Below are 22,203 nucleotides of genomic sequence, written 5' to 3' on the forward strand. Positions count from 1 at the left end.
GATACTTCAACGTGTCTTTTCGACTATCGCGGCGATATCTTCGAGGCGTTTATACTGGTTGCGAAACAGTTTTGTGATATGAACGGGAATCACCGAAAGGTCACTCGAAATCTTTCTTTAGTTGCATCCGTCGAGCGGGAATTCCTATCGAATTTAGTGTTTCCCGAGAATAGCCGCCCAAAATCCTTCGATGGACGAAAAAATATTGCTATAGTCGGTGGTGAGCTGTTCAACAAGGGGGCTCAAGCGATGACGTTTACCGTCGTCGATCATCTATCAAAAACATATCCCGAAAAGGATATTATCCTCCTTTCTGCGCAGGACTATCACCGACCACCCCACGAGAAATCACAGTACACTTTCGAAATACTGCCGTGGGATCCTGAGGTTCACCTCTCTTTGCTTTCTCCCTCGATTACTACAGTAAACACTACTGAATATCCAAGCAGGGTGATGAAACAGGTTAGAGAATTATTTTCAAGCTGTGCTTGCCTAATCGATATAAGTGGCTATGCGTTCTCTTCCCAATTTAGCTTCAAACGTTCGTTCACGTACCTCACCAATCTCGTAATCGCTAAAAAATTCGGTATCCCACTATACATTTTTCCGCAATCAATCGGACCCTTTGACTACTCTACCCCGAAAAAACTCGTCTTTAACCCACTCATGCAAACGTATCTCCACTATCCTGAGGTAATTTGTCCACGAGAAAATGCAGGCGTCGAATCTCTCGCTCCGTACACACAAAGTAATGTACAACGGGAAAACGATATTGTCCTTCAGAACAAGGATTACGATCTAAAAAATATCTATTCAAGCCAGCCAGATATCGAACGCAGAGCAATTGACCCAAATGGAGTCGGAATTGTTCCCAATTCAAAGGTATTCGAACGTGCAGATCCTGAAGAGTTGTATTCGCTCTATGATGCAGCTATTGAAGAATTGCTTTCGAAAGATCGATCAGTTTACATCCTTAGACACTCAGTTGAAGACCTAGATCTTTGTAGGAATATAAAACGACGGTTCAGAGACGATGATCGAGTTGTTCTGATAAAGGAAGAGTTGAACGCGATAGAACTCGAATACATTATCGATCAGTTTGAGTTTTTGATAGGCTCTCGGTACCACTCGCTCATTCATGCATACAAGAACCATGTTCCTGTAATTGCTATAGGATGGGCCGTAAAATATGAAGAACTTTTGAAAAACTTTGATCAAGAAGAGTTCTTTTTCGAAGGACGTAAGCAGATTAGTGTGGATGAGTTCATTGATGCAATAAACAGAATGAGTAAACAGTGTAGCCACGAATCTGGGGTCATTGAAACGAAAGTCAAGAGTATACAACAAGACGATTTGTTTAGTAGACTGTTTGGTGAGTGATCAAGGTGCCCCGGAATCTCGTTCGAGCTTTCCTCTCAATTTTGGGGACGAAAATAGGTGTTCTTTTTCTGGCTATACTTACTACACCGATTATTGTCCGTCTTCTTGGTAGTGATGGATATGGCGATTATGCTTTAGTGATGTCCGTATTCGGTGTACTATCTGTCTTTACCACATCGGGGATTTTCAATGGTATAAGGAAGTATATTGCTGAGGATCGATCCTTCAACTGCTGGAGCGATCACGTTTTCGCATTTTACTTTAAGGTGTCAGTGTTGGTTACGGGAGGGTTTGCGCTCTTCTTGATACTCCTCTCACAGACGAGACTCGTTGAAGAATCACTCTCAAGTGAGTTCCAGCTATATTTTTTAATCCTGGCGGCTTATCTCTTCCTTGATCAATTCTATTCAGTAGGAAGAGGCGCATTAATGGGATTCGGGTTAGAACACCACTCCGAACCTCTCAAAATTGTAAAAAAGCTCATATATGCAATAACAGCGATTGCATTACTATATTTTGGACTAGGTGTAGAGGGAGTACTCCTTGGCCAAGTTACTGCAGCACTGATTGTTGGTGTTACAACCCTTTGGTTGATCCGAGAACGGATATCTTTCGCACAGGTTTTTAGAAGATCTCACTCTATTCCTAAATATGAACTCTTGAGCTTCAATGTGTACAGCATATTACTTGCATTCTTAACAATATCACTATATCACGTAGACATTCTAATTTTACGGCCAGTAGCTGGAAACGTCGAGACTGGCTATTACAAGGCTGCACTTGTTATTGCTGAGTTCCTCTGGATGGCTCCTATGGCAATCCAGTATACCCTTGTTCATTCAACTTCCGAAATGTGGTCAAAAGGGCAACACGAAACGATTACCGAAATTGCCTCCCGATCAACGAGGCTTAACCTTTCTCTAATGGTTATTATGATGATAGGGTTAGCTGCTCTTGCAAACACTTTCGTTCCAATTTATTTTGGGTCTGAATTTTATCCAGCAGTTGTCCCTCTATTAATTCTTCTTCCAGGCGTACTTGGATTCGCATTAGCGCGGCCGATCTTTGCCATTGGTCAAGGTAAGGGCGAACTTCGAAGCCTAGTTCTTGCTACCGGTGCTGCTGCGGTGCTTAACCTGTGTCTGAATCTCTTGTTGATCCCATCATATGGGATGATTGGTGCTGCACTTGCGACATCTATCGGATACGCCTCTATGTTTCTCTTCCACACTTTGATTGCACGGCGTATCGGTTTCGATCCGATCGCCGACCTTCGCGCGATTAGAATATTTGCTGCCGGTCTTCTCACTGCACCAGTAGTATTTGGTTTAGCAGAAGTTCTGACCCCCCTCTTTTCGCTTGTCGTCGTCCCAATTGTCGGTTTTATGCTGTATTTTGCACTCTCCGTACAGTTAGGGGTTATCAGTACCGATGAATTAAAAATGGTTCATCAGAAAGCACCGAGCAAGTTCGATCCAATTTTCAAATGGATATTTGCTTTCAAGGGATAATTTAGAGAATGTCGATTAATTCTATCGGCGTGTGAGTATAGTAAGACTCAGTTGGTTGGCGATAACGTCGGTCAAGTCTCGTTCAACATTTCGCCAGCCACCTCGGGTAATGTGGATGCGAAGATTATGAATCGACATCCAATTTAATTGAACGACCTTGCAGTTATATCCTCACAGCTGGATACTCTAGGATCAACGGCGAATCTTCCACCTCACTCCACCTCAAGCGTCGCGGCACCTGCCACATCTTCCTCGGAAACGACTACCTCTTCACCATCAATCAAATAAGTACCAGGATTCGAAACTGTCACCTCGAGTTTCCCGTCTTCCCCAACCGTCACTGTTCGCTCGTATTCTAACGACTCACCCGACACGAAAATGTCGCCGCTGACGATCACGTTCTCGCCCGATTCACTGCCGACCTCTAGCGTCGCACCAGGAACCAGTGCGAATGCTGCCACGGATCGATCGTCGTCGACGTACAACAGTTGGTAGTGCTCGAGTGGCTCGCCATCTCCCTCTCCGACACCCAAGCCTTCGAGTAGGTGTGTCTGAACAGTCCCCGAATGCGCTTCCCTATCAGTCACGAGGACGTACCCAACTCTGTCACCAAACGCCTCGTGATAGCGGTCTGGATCGTCGTCGAGCCGGAAGTCGTCGAAGTTCGATCTGGCATAGCCGTACCCGCGAGATTCCCCGTTCACGAAGTAGTTATGCATCCGGTTGTCCCCCCAGTGGCTCAACACGTAGTTGCCAGGGAATTCACGCTCGGTTTCGTTTGCGTGTTCCTCGATCGCCATGACGGCCTCGTACTCGGGATCATCGTAACTTACCTGGCCTGCAAGACCCGGCGCGTAAATGAGGCTCATCCCGCAAATGAGCAACCCGATTCCGACGATATACGCTGTCGTCTGTACATCCGGAGCCGTAATGACTGGATCGTCACCACCGCCATCAGCTCGTGCTGGCGTGACAGGCTCTGGCGACCGAAACGGCATCGGACGTCGAACCAGATCGAGCGTCGAAAGGACGTAGACGAGTCCAACCCCGCCGAGGACGGACAGCGGGATCGCGAGCTGTGCGGCAAACCGGATCTGAATACCGGCGAGCACCGTGAGGATGATCGTGTAGACGCCGAGAAGCAGCCACGCTGGTTCGTAGTCACGGTAGAGGGCCCAGCATACCCAGCCGAGAATAGCCATGGCCAGATAGAAGCTGACCCCGAGCTGGATGACCGGGCCGAATATCACGCCGTAGTCGAACGTGAACAACGACGCGGATTCCGTATATCCTTCTCGAAGAAAGAGGTCGTCAGCCCGTGCTCGTGCCTGCGCCCAGTCGTCGGGTCGATACGTCCGAAGCAGGTACACCCCGAGGCCAGCAACGACCGCCTCGAGCGCCGCCAGTCCACCGACGTGGATCTCGAGGTGACGCCACAGGTCTCCCAGTGCCATCACGGCGATCGCCCCACCGAGAACCATCGCGGGCGTGTACGCCACGAACGCCAGTCTCCAGTCCCAGCTGGTGTGCATCCAGACCGAAATCACTGTCCCAATCACGAGGCCCCCGAGCACCGGCAGGTTCGCTAACGTCGGTGAGATCCCCTCTCGAACGTCGAGGAGCGTTCGAAGGCCAATGTACGCCGCAAACGGGATGAACAACAACGGCGAGCCGCCCCAGAGGTGTACCGAAAATCCGAGGGCCACGCCGAGGACGACCGCCCACAACCACGTCACTGGAGACTCGAGATGGCCGCGAATCGCCTCCTGAGTCTCGCTATCCTCTCGTCGTCGAGTGAAGTCCACAGCGAGCCAGGCCAGCGCCAACAACGTCACGCCAAGCCAGAAGTACTGGTGGAGTCGGTGCTCGAGAAATCCAATCTGTGTGTACACAACGTGAACGGGAGCGATAGCGAACAGAACGACTGAAGCGATACCCATCCGTGGGTCTCTTGTCACAACAACAGCCAGCGCGTAAATCACGACGCCGAGGGCGATCGACGCAACAACCGGAAGCCAAGCGGCAACCATATCGGCAGCCCACTGGTCTCCGCCGAGCAACGTTGCGAACCACCAGTTGAGTGCATGAGTCAGTGGCCGGCGAGACATGGCACCCGCAGGCATCTCAGCAAGCAACCCGATGTCGGTCGGACTCGTCGACTCCGCCAGCAACTCCTCCATCCAGTAGCGATAGTGGTACGGGTCGTTCCCCGGGGAGACGACGTCGTCGCCACGCATCACCGACCCGTACTGGGTAATCCGCATTACGAACACCAGCAGTAGCGCGCCAGCCAACCCAAGGAGTGCTCGCACGTCGCCCCAGATCCCCAGATCGATCGACGGGAGGGTTATCGACGGCCCACTGTCGCTCGAGTAAGCCCCTATATCCTCGCCAGCAACCACCGCAGCAACAATTTCCCGATTTACCAGTTGATATTCTCCGTCGACTTTCTCAACGATCCCTCGAGAGACCAGCTCGCCAAACGTTCCCGAATCGAGTTCGACGTCGTCGAACGTCCACGTCTCGTGTTCCGCATCGACCTCGAGGACGGCCTCGAGTGCCCGTTCCCCGTCGGGTTTCTCCTCGAGGAACGTGGCCGTCGCGTCCACAAGTGCACTCGAGTCGCCGTCATCGCTCATTGGAAAGCAGGTGAGTGTATAGGGCCATGATAGTTTCGTTCTGCAGAGCAACGGGTGTAGTGGTGGAAAGCCCTGTACTATGTCCACGACAGTTATACCCCGAACGCGACCAGCTTGAGGAGAACTCGAGATGACTACATACAACCAGGATGAGAACACCTATATCGGGCCACTCACATCCACGATACAATGTTCGAGCGTGGTATGCGATGTCGATAATAGACGACGAAGGCAATCTCTTTGGCGTCGTCAACGTGATCGACGCACTCGCTGTCTTGTTGATTCTAGCCGTCCTCGTCGTGGGAGTCGCTGTTGTCGGCGTCATGTGGAGCGACGGCGAACCGGAAACGCGATATGCGACGATCGATCTCGGCGAACAGCCCGACTACGTGGCCGACCGAATCGAACCGGGTGACCGAATGGCCGTCGAGGGATACGACCAGAACGTGACGATTACGGACGTCTACGTCACATCCACACCCGATGACGACAACGCCGACGCCGGCCCGTCCATCGTCGTCCGCGCCGCAGTCGACGGCGAACTCATCGAGAACGACCACGGCCGCCTCGAGTTCACCCACGCGGGCGATCGTTTCCGCGCAGGCAACGAACTCACCCTCGACATGCTCGAGTACACGGCCACCGGCGTCGTCACGACCATTGACCAGGAGGGAGACACCCTCGACACGCAGACGACGACCGTCCTGCTCGAGTCGACCCTCCCCGCGAGCACGGCCGACGCGATCCAGGTCGACGACGAGTTCGGCGTGGCGGGCCACACCTTCGCGACGGTCACCGAGGTTCGAACGTACGCCGTCGGCAGCGACCAACGACGGGTGCAAGTCGGCCTCGAACTCGAGACCATCACACGCGGATCGACGCCCCACTTCGCGGGCAACTCGGTCGCGATCGGCTCCGACCTGTCGATAACAGCCGGCGAGTACGCCTTCACCGGCGACGTCATCCGTATCGGCTCACTCCAGGAGGCAGGCGACATCGACGAGACGACGGTCGAACTCAAACTCGAGAACGTCAACCCCGATCTCGCGGATAGCCTCGAGGCCGGGATGACCGAGACCGAGCGCGGCGAAACGGTTGCCACCGTCCAAAGCGTCGAGAGCCAGCCCGCGGAGGTCGTCCTCGAGAGCGAGGACGGAAACATCTACCTTCGCGAGCACCCGAAGAACATGGACGTCCGACTCGTGGTCGACGTACAGACCGTGGAGACCGAATCCGGTCTCCGATTCAAGGGTGACTCCCTCAGAGAAGGAAACACGATCCACCTCGACTTCGGCTCGATTTCGGTCGACGGAATGGTGACCACGATCGACCACGACGACTAATCAGTCATGCTCGAGTCATACCGAGAAGGATCGGTACTCGCCAGTGCCGCCCGCCGCTGTCGAGCACGCGTCACATCGGTGAGCAACGGATCGCGGCTCCTTGAGCGGGCTGGATCCCTCTACAGCTCACTTCGACGCCGAGCCACCGGCATCGGTTCCCGACTCCAGCACACCTTCGAACACTCCACGATCAGCAAACGGACTGCTGGCACCCGTACACGAATCGCAACGGCAGCCGCCGAAGCGAGCGTCCGATCGCTCGGAACGACCCTCCAGCGGTACGTTACTAGCTCGTTTGGCTACCAGTGGCTGACCGCAGAGCCAAACCCCGACGTCATCGTGATCGACCTTCGTGAGACCGTCGTCGGCACGCTCGTAATTCGACCGCTCGAGTGGACGATCGAGACGATCACGGACGCCTCGAGCGACTCGCGACTCGTCGAACCCCTGCACTACGTTCATCACGAATTCCGGAGCAATCCAATTCGGCTACTCGGATTTGCTGGCCTCGCGAGCATCCCACCCCTCTTCGGTGTCCTCGCACTTACCGGGAACCTGTCCGTTGTGACGACCGCCGGAGTCGTGGTGCTGGCCGCAGCAGCTGGGCTCGCGACTCGAGCTCGATGGTCGTTGGACGAGTTGCTGGAAACCCGGGTCGCAAAAGCACTCGCTGCAACGTTCGAGCCACCGGCCCCACCAGAGAGAGCGTCCACTGATGGGAACGATGAATCGACGTCGGAAGACGATACTGACCGAGAATCTTAGTCGTCGCTCGCAACCGCCATCGCATCCTCACGCTGTTCCAGCCGCCGTTCGGCCTCGTCGCGATCCTCGGGATAGCCGACGTCGATCCGCCAGCCGTCGATGCCGATCGCGTCGATCGTCCGACCCGACTGAATCAACAGGTCGATCGCCTCGCTGATCTCGTACTCCCCACGATTACTGGGCTGCACGAGATGGCAGGCGTGGAAGATCGCTGGCGAAAAGGTATAGAAACCAGTCATCACGAGGTTCGACGGCGGCTCCTCGGGCTTTTCGACCACGTCGGTGATCTCGCCGTACTTGTTCGTATCACAGACCCCATAGCGAGAGGCATCCTCCCAGGACACTTCCTCGACCAGGAACGCGGCATCCGCGCGCTCCTCGCGCTGTCGGCGTACCACGTCCTGTAGATTCGCCTCGAAGATATTGTCGCCCAGGATCAACATGAAGTCGTCGTCGATGTGCTCCTCGACGGTCAACAGCGCGTGAGCCAGCCCCTTCTGCTCACGCTGGTGGCAGTACCTGATCGGGACGCCCTGATAGGAATCGCCGTAATGATCGATGATCTTCTCTTTCAGATAGCCGACCACGACGACGAACTCGTCAGCGCCCAGCTCGAGCAACTGATCGAAACAATGCGTCAAGATCGGTTTCCCTGCAACCTCGACCATCCCCTTGGGTTTGTCGTCGGTGAGTGGCCGAAGCCGGGTTCCTTTCCCCCCGGCGAGAACGACTGCTTTCATCAACTCTAGGTGTAAATTCGTCGTACAATAACTTTCTGGCTTGCCAGTGAACCAACACCTCGCCGGTGACAACAACGTTCATCGCACCACAGCAACACGCCGCACTCAATCCACGTCAACCTCGAGGGTGTCGACGGTGCGCTCGTTATTACTGGTTGGGATGAATTCGCAACCCTCGACGAGGAACTCGACTCGATGGCCCAGCAGTCATCGGTGCTGGATCACGATTCATCGAGCCTTCGGACGGAAAATCACGACGGCTTGAGCTGGTAACATCCGCTGGGCGGAGTGTGAACGATTCGTTGACGAAGAGAACAACCTGCTTGCAGCCACGACCTCCAAGCAGTGTTGCTCGTGTTCTATGGATGGGTGGGGAAGACACCTATCATGGGTCGTTCTCCTGATTAGCATCCGTACTGACCCGTTCTCGAAGCCAGTAGCCAGCGCCAGCGAGTCCTGCGAGAGCGCCTGCAATTCCAAATCCGGGTGATTGGTCGTCCACCTCGTGATCATCCCCAGTCACGGCGCCCCCATCCTCGGTCGTGCTGTCGTCATCTCCGATCTCGTTGTCGTCATCCCCGGTCGTGCTGTCGTCGGACGAGCTATCCGAATTGGAGTCCGTAGCGGCTTGAACCTGGAATGAGCGTGTATGGCTATCGTCGTCCGTCTCGACGGTGAGTTCGTACTCCCCAATCGAAAGTCCCGCCGTGTCGAGGGTGACTGTCCGCTCGAGGCGCTCGCCGTTTTCGAGTGACGACTCAACCAGCTGGTCGGTGAGCACGGTGTCACCTGCTTCGTCGGTGATCGTTGCGACAACGTCTTGCTCTCCCGCAACTCCCCGATTACGAATGGTCACCGACACCGGTGCTTCAGTGTTCTCTTCGACGGACTCGGGGAAGGCGACCTCGTTGAGTTCGAACACCGGCGTGTCCTCGTCGACGAGGGTCACGCTGGCAGTGTGATCGATCGCGTCTGTGACGATCCTATAGTCGTACACGCCAGTCTCGAGGCCATCGGTGTCGGTCTCGAACTCGAGTGTTGTCGACTCGTCCGCAGCCAACGCGACTGGTCGGCGCTCGACGGCCTCGCCAGCGAACTGAAACTCGATGACTTCCTCAATCGGCGTTGGCCCCGTGTTAATCACGGTAGCGGTAACCTGGGCTGTATCGCCAGCGACGAGCGTATCTAACTCGGATAGCTGCTGAATCGAGAAGGCATGCTCCCATGCAAGTACCGGATACTCGTCGGTCACCGCCCACGTTTCCTCGAAGTCGAACCCATCCAGGGTAGAGATAGCATCTTCACCGGTCATCTCATCGGTGTTCAGCGCTGTGCTACCGCCGTCCGAAGTCCCCACCCCTGTCGTGTCGACGTCCCAGTAGGAGTCGGTGACGCTACCGTCCGAGTTATTCGCGACGACCCCGCCCCCATCACCCTCGAGCGTGGCACTGGCGTAGGACGTGCTTACAATCCCGCCGAAGACGTTGAGTCCGAGCACGCCGGCAACGTCGCCACGTCCGCTCACCACACCGCTCGCATAGGAGTTCGTAATGCGGTCGCCGGAGGATTGGCCCATGATTCCCCCGACCTTCCGTTCTCCCTGTACGTTCGCGTGTGAGGCGGCCTCAGAGATGACGACGTCTTCGCCGTCCTCGCCGGTTGTCGTGCCGCCAATGATCCCCCCGACGTTGTCCTCGCCGACGACGGTTCCCGAGACGGTAACGCGAGAAATCTCTGTGGGGCTTTCAGCCATCCCCACTAGCGCACCGACGAAATCGTCACCGGTCACGTGCACGTCCACGAGGTGAAGGTTCCTGATCGTTCCCCACATGACGTTGCCGAACAGGCCGATCCCTTCGAACTGATCGACGGACTCCTCGAGGTGCAGACCCGTGACCTCGTGATTGTGACCATCGAATGTTCCCGAAAACGGCTCTCGAAGACTTCCGATTCGAACGAACCGCTCGAACCCGGAGAGGTCGATATCCTCGGCGAGATCGAAGTGGGCTGATGGCTCGAAGTCGACGTACGCGAGTTCCGTTCCGGTGGTGATTCGATACGGATCGGCGTCCGTGCCATCCCCCTCGGTGGGGGGTGTGGCCAGGATCACCGTCTCTTCATCGGTTGTTTCTCCCCACGTGGCGCTGACCGTCAGTTCGTCTCGGTCGTATCCGTCGGTGGGGACGTTGAGAGAGACCGTTTCCGTCTCGCCGACCGATGGTGAGACCGTCACCGTGTCGACGACATCGCCGTCGACTGCACAGTCGATCGGAAGATTGGTCAAGTCATCCGCATCACCCCCGATCACCCGCACAGCGATCTCAACGGTGACTGCGTCACCGGCTACGACCGCCCGCTCGGCGTCAACGTCGATCGACAGCGCCGGCTCGTTTGGCGTGCCGATCGTTATCGTATCGGTTGCCACTGGGTCGAGGCCCTGTGGATCGTCGTCAACGATTGTCGCCGTCACCTCCTGTCCCTGCTCGAGTGGGATCCCATTTTCATCTGCCTCGAGTGGGAGGGTGACCGTCTCGCTGGTGCCTGGATCGACCTCTGCCAGCACGACCGCTCCGCCCTGTTCGGTCTCGAGGCGGAGCATTGCCTGATCGCGAACCGAATACCCTGACGAGAGATCGTACGTTATCCTCACCGTCTCATCGCCGGCAGCCGGCGTCTCGACGAACTCCACTCGCCCATGGACGGCGGCCGATTCTGATGTGAGCGCCGCATTGCGATTGGTACGCCCGGCTTCGAACAACTCGACTATCACCATTTCGTCATCAGCGAGCGGCGTTGCCAGTTCGACGTGCACACGGTCGTCCACAGCGGGATCAAATCCGTGTGTCGAGTCGGTGAGTTCACCGCGTTCGTCGCTGAAGACACGCAGTTCGTACTCCTGGTCGTCCTGGGCTCGTGCGAGAACGGTCACCGTCTCCTTCCCGATTGCCGGCGGCTCGGCAAACGAGACGAAGTGGGGGACGACATGTTTCCGGTGAAATGCGATGAGTTCCTCGGTGACGGGACGGTGGCCGATATTGGGGTACACCTCGACTCGACCGGTTGCCCCGGAGTCCTCGTAGACCGATTTGCAGTAGGGCATCCGGTCATTTTGCATGTGCTCACCATAGACCTCGAGAGCGATATCGCGCTGGGTCGGGTTCCAGGCATCGTCGTAGGGGATCGTATCGTTCTCGTCGTCCCCACCCATATAGACCAGTTGGTCGACCGCTTGCCACTGGTCACGGTCGAATGCTTCCCCGGTGAGTGACTCGAGGTCGGCGATGCCGATGTGGTAGTTCAGAGTTTGGCCCTCTGCCTCCTCGAGAGGCAAGATGGCGGTGCCGTTGATGCCTCCGGCGGTAACCGACCGCACGCGGTCGGGATGGAGGGCGGTGAACCGATTGACGAAGGTTCCCGACGCCGAAAATCCGTTCATGATGATGTCCTCGGCGACAGGATAGGACTGTACCGACAGGAGTTCCTTCGCGTGTTGAACCATCCGCAGGAGCTGTTCGTCCACACGCTCGAGATCGCCGGAGTCGATCTGCATCGTCTCGGTATCGAGGGCGTGGACGTAGTGTCGCCAACTGACCGGATCCGAGGACGGTCGCGGAAACACCGGAACGAGAACCGGAACCCGAAGCTCGTCACCGATCCGTCTGGGTGTCCCGTACTCGATCAATCGCTCGGCAGACTCACGGTGGACATCGAAGTCGTCCGTGGCCGTTCCCGTGTTGTTCGGCTCTACGAGGAGGGGTCGGTTGAACGCATCGTCGACCGCTGGCGCGTACAGGTAGTACGGATAGTTGAACCCGAAATCGCCATCAGCCGGAATCAAGGTGACGTCCATTCCCGCACCACCAACCGATTCGTTGCCGGTGGCACCGGCGGCCGTTCCAATCAGCCCGCTGGCCGCGGCGACGGTTCCAAAAAGTCCCGACCGTAACACGTCTCGGCGGCCGAGCCCAAACTCAATCATCTCTTCCCCTCCGCGTCTTGCTCGAGGGCGTGGTGGTCGTTAGGTCGTAACCCACAGTATGAGTCTCCACAGTAGACTGTCCAAAAAGAGACAATTTATCAACCATTGGACGATTGTTCGCTCCACGTCACTTAGTTGTGATGATCCGTTGTTAGACTGGTGAATCAATAGAAATAGAAGGTGACATAACGAACTCGAGACAGAATCACCGACGACGGGGTGACTTGACTGCCCGGTTGAACGCACCGAAGATGAGATTTGTGAGCCTTCGTGCTAGATGCTGAGCGTGAATGCTGCAAACCGACTTCGGTTGTTCTGAGTATTTTCGACGAACCAACCGATCAGTAGATCTGTCTCGAGGAGTCGCCTGACTGATGAGTCACTTAGAAAAATCGTCCTCACTCGGTACTGACGAGGGAACCACACCGAACCGTACAAACCGAGCAGCAAGTCATGCCGGGTTCGAGCGATCGAACGCCACCGTGACGATCGTTCCACGAGGATCGTTATCCTCGATCTCGAGGTCAGCGCCGAACTCCTCGAGGAGGGTAGTCACGATGTAGAGACCCATACCCATGCCGGAAAGGTCATCGAATCTAGCCGTCGGATCGACGAGCCGTTCTTTTTGACCGTCCGGAATGCCGACCCCGTCGTCAGCAATGGCCACTCGGACACGATCGTCGTCTACCGCAGTGGTCACGGAGATTCGTGGCGTCTCGCGATCGGTGTGGATCACCGCGTTCTCGAAGAGGTGTTTGAACGCGATCTCGAGCATCGAGGTGGCTTTGACGAAGACCGGTTCGTCTTCTGGGTTCTGGCCTGATAGCCTGAAGGTGATTTCGGCGTCGGTCTCGTGTCGCACGCGCTCTATCTTTCGCTCCAACGCCAACGATAGATCGGTCGGTTCGAGGTCGTGCTCGCGCGTCTCGAGTACGTCCAGGAACTCTGCCGCGGCGTCAGTTCGATCGAGCAGATGCCGGCTCGCTTCGAGCAGGCGTTCGATGACAGGTTTGTCGGCGCGGTCGACCCGATCCTCCAGGTGATCGCTCCAGCCCATAATCATACTCGCGTCGGTTCGAACATCCGTTCTGACGAAGTGGTGCAAGAGTGCGAGATGATGGTTCTGCTCCCTGAGTTCGTACTGGGTGTGGGCACGTTCGATCGCGTACCTGAGGGTTCGAACGAGCAACTCCGCGCTGAGCGTCCCTTTGACGAGATAATCCTGTGCACCTCGTCGGATCGCCTCGACGCCGACGTCGACTTCGCTCTGTCCGGTCAGGACGACGATCGGAACCGTCGGCGCGTGCTCGACCACGGCCTCGACGGTGTCGAGTCCGGCGCTATCCGGAAGCATGAGATCAAGCAGCACGACGTCCGGTGATCTCTCTTCGAGCGCCTCGAGCGCGCTCGCCAGCCGATCCACGTGTTCGACCGTCACGTCACCGTCAAGCCTGCCACCGTAGGCTCCACGATTCGTCCCCTGGTACTGCGCGAACAACCGTTCGACGGTGAGGGCGTCTTCGAGATCGTCCTCGACCAGGAGGAGGTCGACAGGAGCCGCCACGTTCATGTCTGTGGTCTCTCTCAACCACTACTATCTATTTCGGTACCCGGCGAAACACGTCTGCTTGCATACAATTTGCAGCGACAAATTCGATGAGTTTTCCGAAGGTCTTTGTCATTTCGAACATACCGACCCGCATGGATCATTCTGAGGTCGGTGTATCACGGGAGCACGCCACGACCCTCACGGTTCTCTCGCTGCTCTCGAAGAAGTGGCACCCGGTTGTCGTTCTTACGCTTATGGACGACGATTCCCTCGGATTCAACGAACTCCTCGAAGCGATACCGAACATTTCGGGTAACATGCTCTCGAAAACGCTCGATGAACTCTGTGAGGTTGATCTCATCGAACGACGGGTCGTAAACGAGTCCCCTCTTCGGGTCGAGTACGAGCTCACTACCGCGGGGGCCGACATGGAGATGATCTTCGATGCGAGCGTTGCGTGGGCACAAACCCACCTCGAACCGTCGACGCCGACGATCCTCTTTGTCGACGGAGACCGACGAGTGACGGAGATGTATCAGGAGTGGCTAAACGACCGTTACATCACGTTGCGAGCGCACAACATCGACGAACTCGAGTCGCTTGTCGACCCTGCCGTCGACGTCGTGCTGGTAGACGAAGGAGTTCCCGGCGTCGACCCGACCGATCTCACGAGTATTGTAGGGAGTACCTGCCGAACGATCGTCTTCGTGGACGATCGGCCCGGGGTCGATGTATACGAGGTGGACGCCGACGACATTCGACGGAAACCGATCGTGCAATCGACCGCCGTCGACGCCATTGAATCTCAACTCCATAGACGGGAGGAGGACGCGGCCGAGCGTGAACGATCGGCTCTGTCAGCAAAACGGTCGATCCTTGAATCGTGCTTCTCGCCCGTTCAACTCGACGCCGACGAGCGATACGCCGAGTTGTGCGAGCGTCTCGACGGGCTCGAGGAATCCCACTGATCTGAACCGGGTCTCGCGTCCTTCGTCGGCCTCGAGTCGACTACACGCGTCCCGATGGGACGAATCAATTTCGGTTGGTTGGCGTTGCTCTCTCTACGGTGTCGACGCCAGTTATCTCGAAGCGAGCGCCGCCATGCGCACCCTCCGTGGCACAGACCGCCCATCCATGTGCGCCGGCGATGTGACTGACAATGCTGAGGCCCAGCCCTGTTCCGTCTTCGGAGGTTGAGTACCCGCGGTCGAAGATGCGTAAACGTAGTTCCGGCTGGATCCCTGTCCCATCGTCCTCGACGAAAAACCCGTCAGCGAGCGATCCGATGCGGACACACATCCCGTCAGCCGTGGGGTCACCGTCGTCCGAACCGGCCATGCCATCCTCCTTCATATCCACCCCCATTCCCGTCGCGAATCGGTCGCCTGCGCTGGGCTGATCCATCGCCAGTGACCGATCCCCTACTTGCGGCCGATCGTCCACAGAGCCGTGTTCGACGCTGTTTCGAAAGATGTTCTCAAGTAACTGTTGTAACCGATCGGGATCCGCGAGTACGGTGTCGTCAGTCTCGACGACAAGCTCGGCATCCGGAGTCCACACGCGACTCCAGGCGTTAGTGGCCAGATCCGCGAGGTCGACCGGCTCGAGGTCGTCGATTTGGTGACCCGTCCGTGCGAGGTCGAGCAAGTCTTCGAGGAGGTGACGCATCCGGTCAGTCGCTTCGAACACGAGGTCGAGCCTCGAGACGTCCTCTGTTTTCCGAGCGAGATCCGTGTTCACGCGAATCTGCATCAACGGCCCCTGCATATCGTGTGAGACGATGCCGGCGAACTCGTCGAGATATTCGTTTTGCTTGATGAGCTGTTGTTCGCGTCGCTTGATCCCCGTGACATCACGAGCGACGATCACTCGGCCGAGCGGTTCGAACGTATCGCCCTCGACGGGATCGATCGACACCGAAGCGTGCCGTCGTCGTCCGTTCCGTTCGAAGGCAATCTCAGCTTCGGCTCGCTTCGTTTCTACGACCACCTCGAGGGTTTCAGACGACACGGCGTGGAAGAACGTCTCGGGTGCCATCCCGGCAACCGGGTCATCGACGTCGAAGAGCTCGAGTGCAGCCCGGTTCCAGTCCACGACTCGGTTCCGATCGTCGATAATAACGACGGCATCGGCCATCCGCTCAACGACCGTTTGCCTTGCAACTGGGGTGACGTCAAGGAACTCCGTCCGGTACAGCGCCCACCCCATGAGTACAACGCCGACGATAACGCCGATCGGCGTTGGGTCGAACCCGAGGAGGCCGACGTCGAGCAGTAACAGCAGATTTGCGCCTACTCCAACGGCTGGGGTCATCGCCAGAATGGCTGCCTGTCGGCGACGAAGGCCGCTGGAACTCGCCCATTGCGAGACATAGAGCGTCGTCGAGATGAACACGAGCACGTACATGGAAACGATATGAACCCAGTACAGCGGCCCGCCGGCAATTCGGATGCCCCCAGTGTTATCGACCCACGCGTTAGACCGGTACGCCAGGTCGTGTACCCAGAAGAAGTTGGTCCAGAGCACGACGAAGTGGATGACCGCGAGTGCAGCGAGAAAGAGGATGAGTGACCTGGCCGGGCGTCGACCCGTCGCGAACTCGACGGCGACGAGAAACCAGCTGATGAAACAAATTGTAATCACAAACTGGACGGTAGTGTACAGGATCAACGAGCCAGTCAAGCTGTGAACAAAGTAGTAGAGACCTACGCAGCAGAGCCAGAGCGAGGTCGCGACGATCGTTACCGCGAACCACTTGCTTCCGGGTCGATTGGGGTAGCGCAACGGCCGTCGGAGCAAGAACAAGACACCCGCCGCAGCGATAAGGTATGCGACTCGGAAATGGAACTCCTCGAGAACCATGTTCGGATTGCTAAGCGATGAAAATCACACATTCTGATATAATTACCGATATTGCCCCGTTCAGGGACGACCGACGTTGGGCACTGTGACGATAGTTGAGATCTTCCACACGACTGAAATCGGGGAGTTCCTCGCGCTCGGGGTCAATCATCGGCGGTGGTGCCAGTTCGCCGTATCCTCCTCCCATCGTGTTATGATCCGATTTCAAACGAACCGGTTCCAGACCGACATCATTGTAAGTTAGATCAACCTAACCTATGAGACAATCTCGAGGTCAGATAACGCTCATAGTCGGGAAAAATCGTTTCCACGTATGGAGGTTCGAGCAGTGACAAGAGGTAGGCTCGCGAGGCAAGCCGACGGCGGAAGATCGTCGTTAGGGTGCCGTCGGGAGACGTGGGATGAATGTAGTAGTAACGCGATTCAATCGATCACATCGGTCGGACAGAACGCGGGAGAGGTGGCGTGTGACGGGTGAACACCTCGACATCGAGTCGTCTGGACGGTATCTACTCGTGGCAGGACTTGTACTCATTATCCTCGTCATGTCAGCCGGTGTTGCGCACGCTGCGACCGGGGAAATTGATGATCCAGCTGTTGCAAGTTTTTCGGAGTCACCCGCAATCAGCAGCGAACACGCGACGAACCTCCAGTCGTTGGTGACAAATGATACCCAAGACGAAGAATCGACCCCAGCAGTTCGTATCAACAATACTGTCCGAGGGGAAAACGATAATTTCGGAAGTAATGGGGTCGCGACATCGGGAGACACCGCATACGTCATGGAGGGGTCGGATCGGCTCGTAGCGGTCGATCCCTCCGGTGAGACGCAGTGGGTCGCGGATCTCCCGGGATCGTCCACGTCCCCTCCAACAGTCGCTGACGGGCGTGTCTACGTGACGGTAAGTGAATTCGCCGCGGGTGAACTCGTCGCCTACGATGCGGTGGACGGAACCGAACTGTGGAACACATCGGACGCGGGCGTCAGTCTCAGCAGCGGGACTCCAGCCGTCGTTGGGGAGCACGTGTACGTCTATGAGTTCACGTCACCGCGGACGATCCACGCATTCGATCCCGAGGACGGATCGCTCATCTGGAGTGAGGGTGTCTCAGATGACCTGTTCACGTTTGACGCGGACGACGAGACAGTTTACTACGCCACCGACGACGTCGTCGGTGCGTTGAACGGTTCCACGGGCGACCTCGAGTGGGAGTTCGATGATGTCCTCACCGGAGACGTGGTCGAGGGGCCGACCGTTCACGACGGCCTCCTGTATGTGTCGGTCGAGAGCGGGTCGGTCGACGACATCAATAATCCCCCGTCACTCCTCGCTATCGATATCGAAGATGGAACCCTGCTCTGGCGCGTGCAGTTCGAGGGCAATAGCGCCCTCGAGCCAGTCTTCGCCGATGGGACTGCCTTCGTCGCGAACGATCAATCTCTCTACGCAATCGATACTGATACCGGCGTAGTGATCGATCAGTACCTCGCCAGCGGGGAGATCAAAGATATCGCCGTTGACGGCGACGATCTCATCATTCCGACCGCCGACGGATTGCTCCGCTCGCTCGACACTGACCTCTCAGTGAACTGGTCACTCGACGTTCCGCCCGACACGGGCGACATGTCGGATGTGGGCTGGGTAGACGCGGTCGAATCCGTGAGTGAGACCACGTTTGTAGTGGCGCGAACGCACTGGGAGCTCGATCATTCGAACGCCGACTACGCGGTGTACACGATCGAACCGACGTCGATCGGTGTCACCGGAGTCGAGGTTTCGACGACAGAGGCCGAACCCGGTGACGTTGTCACGGCCGAAGCGACCGTGACGAACGTCGGAGATGTGACGGCTACGTCCTCAATCATCTTCGAGGTGTACGGGCCGCTATCTCCGATCCAGCCAGACGAACACGCGATCGACGTGGCACTCGATCCTGGTGAGGATCAGACGGTCGATGTCACATTCGAGGTAACATCGACGGGTGAGTACGAGATCACTATGCTCGAAGCCGGAACGGGCGGACTCCTGCCCGATCCCCGCCTCGAGTCTGCGGTCGTCTCAGTGAGCCACCCTAATCCGAACCATGACTGGGGTCACGAGCAATTCGACGCGGCGGGAGCGAACAACAACCCGTACACGAACGCACCCGGCGGGCCGCTCCAGGAGGTCTGGACGCACGAATTCGACGGCGGGGCGAATCCAGCGCTGGTCGGCGACGGATTCGTCATCGTTCACAACGGAACGGCGATTCAGTCAATTGACCTCGAGACGGGTGAGGTCGAGTGGGAGTACATGCCGGAGGTCGCCGACGAAGATGGCCAGGAACAGATGAGTATCGAGCGACACGTCGTCGCCGACGGGGTTGTCTACTTCACGACCGAGCACTATACGGGTGACTTATCGTGGGGGGACGAGACGTACCACGTGCGACTATACGCACTCGACGTCGAGACAGGAACTGCCGTCTGGGAGCACGATTATAGTACGTTCCCCGAAAACCACCGACTCAATGGGAATTTCCTTCTCGTCGATGAGGAAGGAGTGCTCCTGGAGCTCCGCGAGTACCACAGGGAGAGTCCCGACGTCCCCATGATCGACGGTGACACGCTGCTTTCGGTCGACCGCGATACCGGCGACCTTACCGCCTTCGCCCCAACGCTAGACGTATCGATCCAGCGAGGTATCTCCACTGGCGATCACGTCGTCTTCGAGGCGAATCGAACGCTGTACTCGGTGGAGCGTGATTCGCTGAACGACGTGAGCAGTCGGTCGCTGAACACGTACACAGCCGAACTCGCCTCGAACGGCGAGGACGTCTTCGTTGCCACTCGCTACTACCACGGCGGAGACAACCCCACGCCGAGTGAGCTTCGAGATGTGGGCGACATCTACGCGCTGAACCCAGAGAACCTGTCGGATGAGCGCTGGCACGCAGCGCCGGACACCATCTACACCGAGATCGGTGAGTACGATCGTCACTACGATCTCGTCATGACGGACGAGACGCTCGTCAGTGCGGCGTACCAAACGGATCCGTTGACAGTCCACTATGCATTCGATCTGGAAACAGGCGAACTCGTGTGGGAGGAACGCTACGACTCTCCGGGGAGAGAGAAGCGCGATCTCACCGCAGGCGACGGAGTGCTCTATGCCCCACACACTGGTTTGTCGCCGTACACCAGCACGCTTGACCCTGCGACCGGCGAACCAGTAGTCGAATCGAGTTTGGCGGGACTGTACCACACCACCGTTTCGAACGGAACCGTTCTCGTTACGGATACCGGAGGTGTCTCCGCGCTTCGGGAGTCTCGCGCCCCCGAAGTCGTGGATCTATCGCTCTCGGCAACTGAGGTGCAGTATGGCGACACGATCGATGTCGACGTCACTGTTCACAACCCAGCCGACGTCGTCGTCGACGTGGCGCTCGAACTGGACTGGGGCGCGCCCCTCGACGACGTGACCGACGACTTCGAACTCCAGCCCAGTGAGACGCGGACGCTAAGCTATGAGTTCGATGCATGGTTCGGTGACAACTCCGCACATGTTGTCGTTGAGAACTCTGGTCTTCGAGATCACGTTCAAACCACGTCGATGCACGTTCCCTACACCGGCCATCGCAACCCGCTGGCGACATTCGAGTTCGAGTCAGCAGAGCCCGTCGCCGGGCAGTCGATCACCTTCGACGCTGGCGAGTCATACCCGCGAGGTGGTGACGTTGAGGAGTACCGCTGGGACTTCACTGGAGACGGGGCGATCGACACAACGACTGAGAATGTAGAGACCACCTGGACATTCGAGGAACCCGGTGTGAACCTCGTGACCTTGGTGATCGTAGATGGAGCTGGTTACCATGGATTCCAGACAGCCGTCGTCGACGTCGAGGGCGAGGGCGATGACGTCCCGATCGAGCGGACTGCGCTCGAGGACGCGCGCGATGCGTTCGACGCGCTGGCCGACGCCTACGAGAGCGACGCCGCCGAGGCGCTTGTCGCCGAGGTGGACGCTGGCCTCGACGAGGGTGCGTACGAGGACGAATCCGAATACGCCACGCTCATCGGGAGCGTCCATGCCCACGCCGATGCTGTTGCGGACGACCTAGAGCGGAACGTTTCGACAGCGAGCCTCAACGCTTACAGTGGCGCCATCACGTCGCTGCAAACAGCCCTCGATGAGGACGCCGACACCGAGACACTCGCTGCAGAACTGGATGCGCTGAACGACGCGGCAGCGGAACTCGAGGGCTGGTACTTCTCGGTCGAACTCCAGGCAGTCGATACGGAGGTAGTCGCGGGAGAGACACTGACGCTACCCTACGAAGTGACGAACGAAGGAACCGAATCGGGAACGCAGGAAGTTGCGCTCCTCGTAAACGGATCGACCGTCGTCACGGAGACCCACACGGTAGACGCCTCGACATCAATCGAAGGCGAGTTAACGTACGAAACAACGCAAGTAGACGCGCCATCGATCGAGATTGTCATTCAGAGTCCGGACGACACTGATGTGACAACCGTCGCCATCAATGAGCCGGAAACACCCGATCCAGTGGCCAAGATAGCCCTTGAGAACGCGAATACCACCTTCGAAGCGGTAGGTGACGAGTTCGACAGTCCAACTGCACAGTTGTTGGTAACCGAATTTGACCAGGCCGTCGACGACGGGGTGTACGACAACGAAGTCGAGTTCGATCTATTCCTCGAAGACGCCATGCCGCTCTTAGAAGCAGTATCCGACGAGCTCGACGGCCAGGTGACGGACTCGAGTCTAGCCGATTACGACGAGTCAGTGACCGAACTGGATTCGCTCGTGGGATCAAAGTCGTCAACCAAAGCGCTGGCTACGGGACTGGATGCGGTGAGCGAGGCGGCGGGCGCCTTCGAGAAACCGTCGCCTGATCCGGACGACGACGAGTCTGAGGATGACAGTGACGAGGACGATGCCGATGAAGACGAATCGGACGAGGACGAATCGGACGAGGACGACAGCGACGAGGATGATGCTGATGAAGACGAATCGGACGAAGACGACAGCGACGAGGACGACAGCGACGAGGACGACAGCGACGAGGACGATGCTGATGAAGACGAATCGGACGAAGACGACAGTGACGAGGACGATGCTGATGAAGACGAATCGGACGAGGACGACAGTGACGAGGACGATGCTGATGAAGACGAATCGGACGAGGACGACAGTGACGAGGACGATGCTGATGAAGACGAATCTAACGGGGATGCTGACCAAGACACAGGCGGAGTAGACGATGAAGTGGCGGACGATGAAGATGATTCGGATGACGAAACCGACACCAGTGATGAGGAGGCCGATGATGAAACCTCAGACGGGTTGCCCGGATTCGGTGTTACCGTCGCCTTTATCGCACTCCTCGCGACTGCCCTGTTGGCGCTCCGTTCAGAGCGGTAGGCAACGACG

General features: G+C 57.2%; 11 protein-coding genes. 6 read left to right on the forward strand and 5 right to left on the reverse strand.

Annotated elements, in window-relative coordinates; translation table 11 throughout:
* Positions 1 to 78 precede the first annotated feature (78 nt).
* The gene (locus NGM68_RS15365; RefSeq protein WP_252699109.1) at positions 79 to 1,380 is read left to right on the forward strand and encodes a polysaccharide pyruvyl transferase family protein; all 1,302 of its coding nucleotides are present in this window, start codon (positions 79 to 81) and stop codon (positions 1,378 to 1,380) included.
* 5 nt (positions 1,381 to 1,385) lie between these two features.
* Positions 1,386 to 2,891 carry a flippase gene (locus NGM68_RS15370; protein ID WP_252699110.1) on the forward strand — a complete coding sequence of 502 codons (1,506 nt, stop codon included), beginning with the start codon at positions 1,386 to 1,388 and terminating at the stop codon, positions 2,889 to 2,891.
* Between the two features lie 212 nt (positions 2,892 to 3,103).
* Here NGM68_RS15370 and NGM68_RS15375 read toward each other — a convergent pair whose 3' ends face one another.
* Complete coding sequence (locus NGM68_RS15375) at positions 3,104 to 5,530, reverse strand: MFS transporter (protein ID WP_252699111.1); 2,427 nt, start codon at positions 5,528 to 5,530, stop codon at positions 3,104 to 3,106.
* A gap of 209 nt (positions 5,531 to 5,739) precedes the next feature.
* Between NGM68_RS15375 and NGM68_RS15380 the strand changes: the two genes are divergently transcribed.
* Positions 5,740 to 6,873: a DUF4330 family protein gene (locus NGM68_RS15380; protein ID WP_252699112.1), complete on the forward strand. Its 1,134-nt coding sequence runs from the start codon at positions 5,740 to 5,742 to the stop codon at positions 6,871 to 6,873.
* A gap of 6 nt (positions 6,874 to 6,879) precedes the next feature.
* Positions 6,880 to 7,638: a hypothetical protein gene (locus NGM68_RS15385; protein ID WP_252699113.1), complete on the forward strand. Its 759-nt coding sequence runs from the start codon at positions 6,880 to 6,882 to the stop codon at positions 7,636 to 7,638.
* Here the strand turns inward: NGM68_RS15385 and aglF are convergent.
* The 3 genes from aglF to NGM68_RS15400 all read right to left on the reverse strand — a co-directional run bounded on the left by aglF (position 7,635) and on the right by NGM68_RS15400 (position 13,927).
* Complete coding sequence (gene aglF, locus NGM68_RS15390) at positions 7,635 to 8,378, reverse strand: UTP--glucose-1-phosphate uridylyltransferase AglF (protein WP_252699114.1); 744 nt, start codon at positions 8,376 to 8,378, stop codon at positions 7,635 to 7,637. The two genes, NGM68_RS15385 and aglF, sit on opposite strands and share 4 nt — an antisense overlap.
* Positions 8,379 to 8,763: 385 nt before the next feature.
* Complete coding sequence (locus NGM68_RS15395) at positions 8,764 to 12,357, reverse strand: CARDB domain-containing protein (RefSeq protein ID WP_252699115.1); 3,594 nt, start codon at positions 12,355 to 12,357, stop codon at positions 8,764 to 8,766.
* A 451-nt stretch (positions 12,358 to 12,808) separates the two neighbouring features.
* Complete coding sequence (locus NGM68_RS15400) at positions 12,809 to 13,927, reverse strand: hybrid sensor histidine kinase/response regulator (protein ID WP_252699116.1); 1,119 nt, start codon at positions 13,925 to 13,927, stop codon at positions 12,809 to 12,811.
* Between the two features lie 131 nt (positions 13,928 to 14,058).
* On the opposite strand from NGM68_RS15400, the gene NGM68_RS15405 reads away from it, so the two are divergent.
* Positions 14,059 to 14,874, forward strand: a complete 816-nt coding sequence (locus NGM68_RS15405; RefSeq protein WP_252699117.1) for a winged helix-turn-helix transcriptional regulator — start codon at positions 14,059 to 14,061, stop codon at positions 14,872 to 14,874.
* A 64-nt stretch (positions 14,875 to 14,938) separates the two neighbouring features.
* On the opposite strand, the gene NGM68_RS15410 is transcribed toward NGM68_RS15405, so the two are convergent.
* Positions 14,939 to 16,768, reverse strand: coding sequence for a histidine kinase N-terminal 7TM domain-containing protein (locus tag NGM68_RS15410; protein WP_252699118.1), 1,830 nt, complete (start codon positions 16,766 to 16,768; stop codon positions 14,939 to 14,941).
* A gap of 545 nt (positions 16,769 to 17,313) precedes the next feature.
* Between NGM68_RS15410 and NGM68_RS15415 the strand changes: the two genes are divergently transcribed.
* Positions 17,314 to 22,194, forward strand: coding sequence for an outer membrane protein assembly factor BamB family protein (locus tag NGM68_RS15415; protein WP_256469947.1), 4,881 nt, complete (start codon positions 17,314 to 17,316; stop codon positions 22,192 to 22,194).
* The last annotated feature ends 9 nt before the right edge of the window (positions 22,195 to 22,203 follow it).

The organism is Natronosalvus vescus (assembly GCF_023973145.1).
GTDB classification, from domain to species: Archaea; Halobacteriota; Halobacteria; order Halobacteriales; family Natrialbaceae; genus Natronosalvus; species Natronosalvus vescus.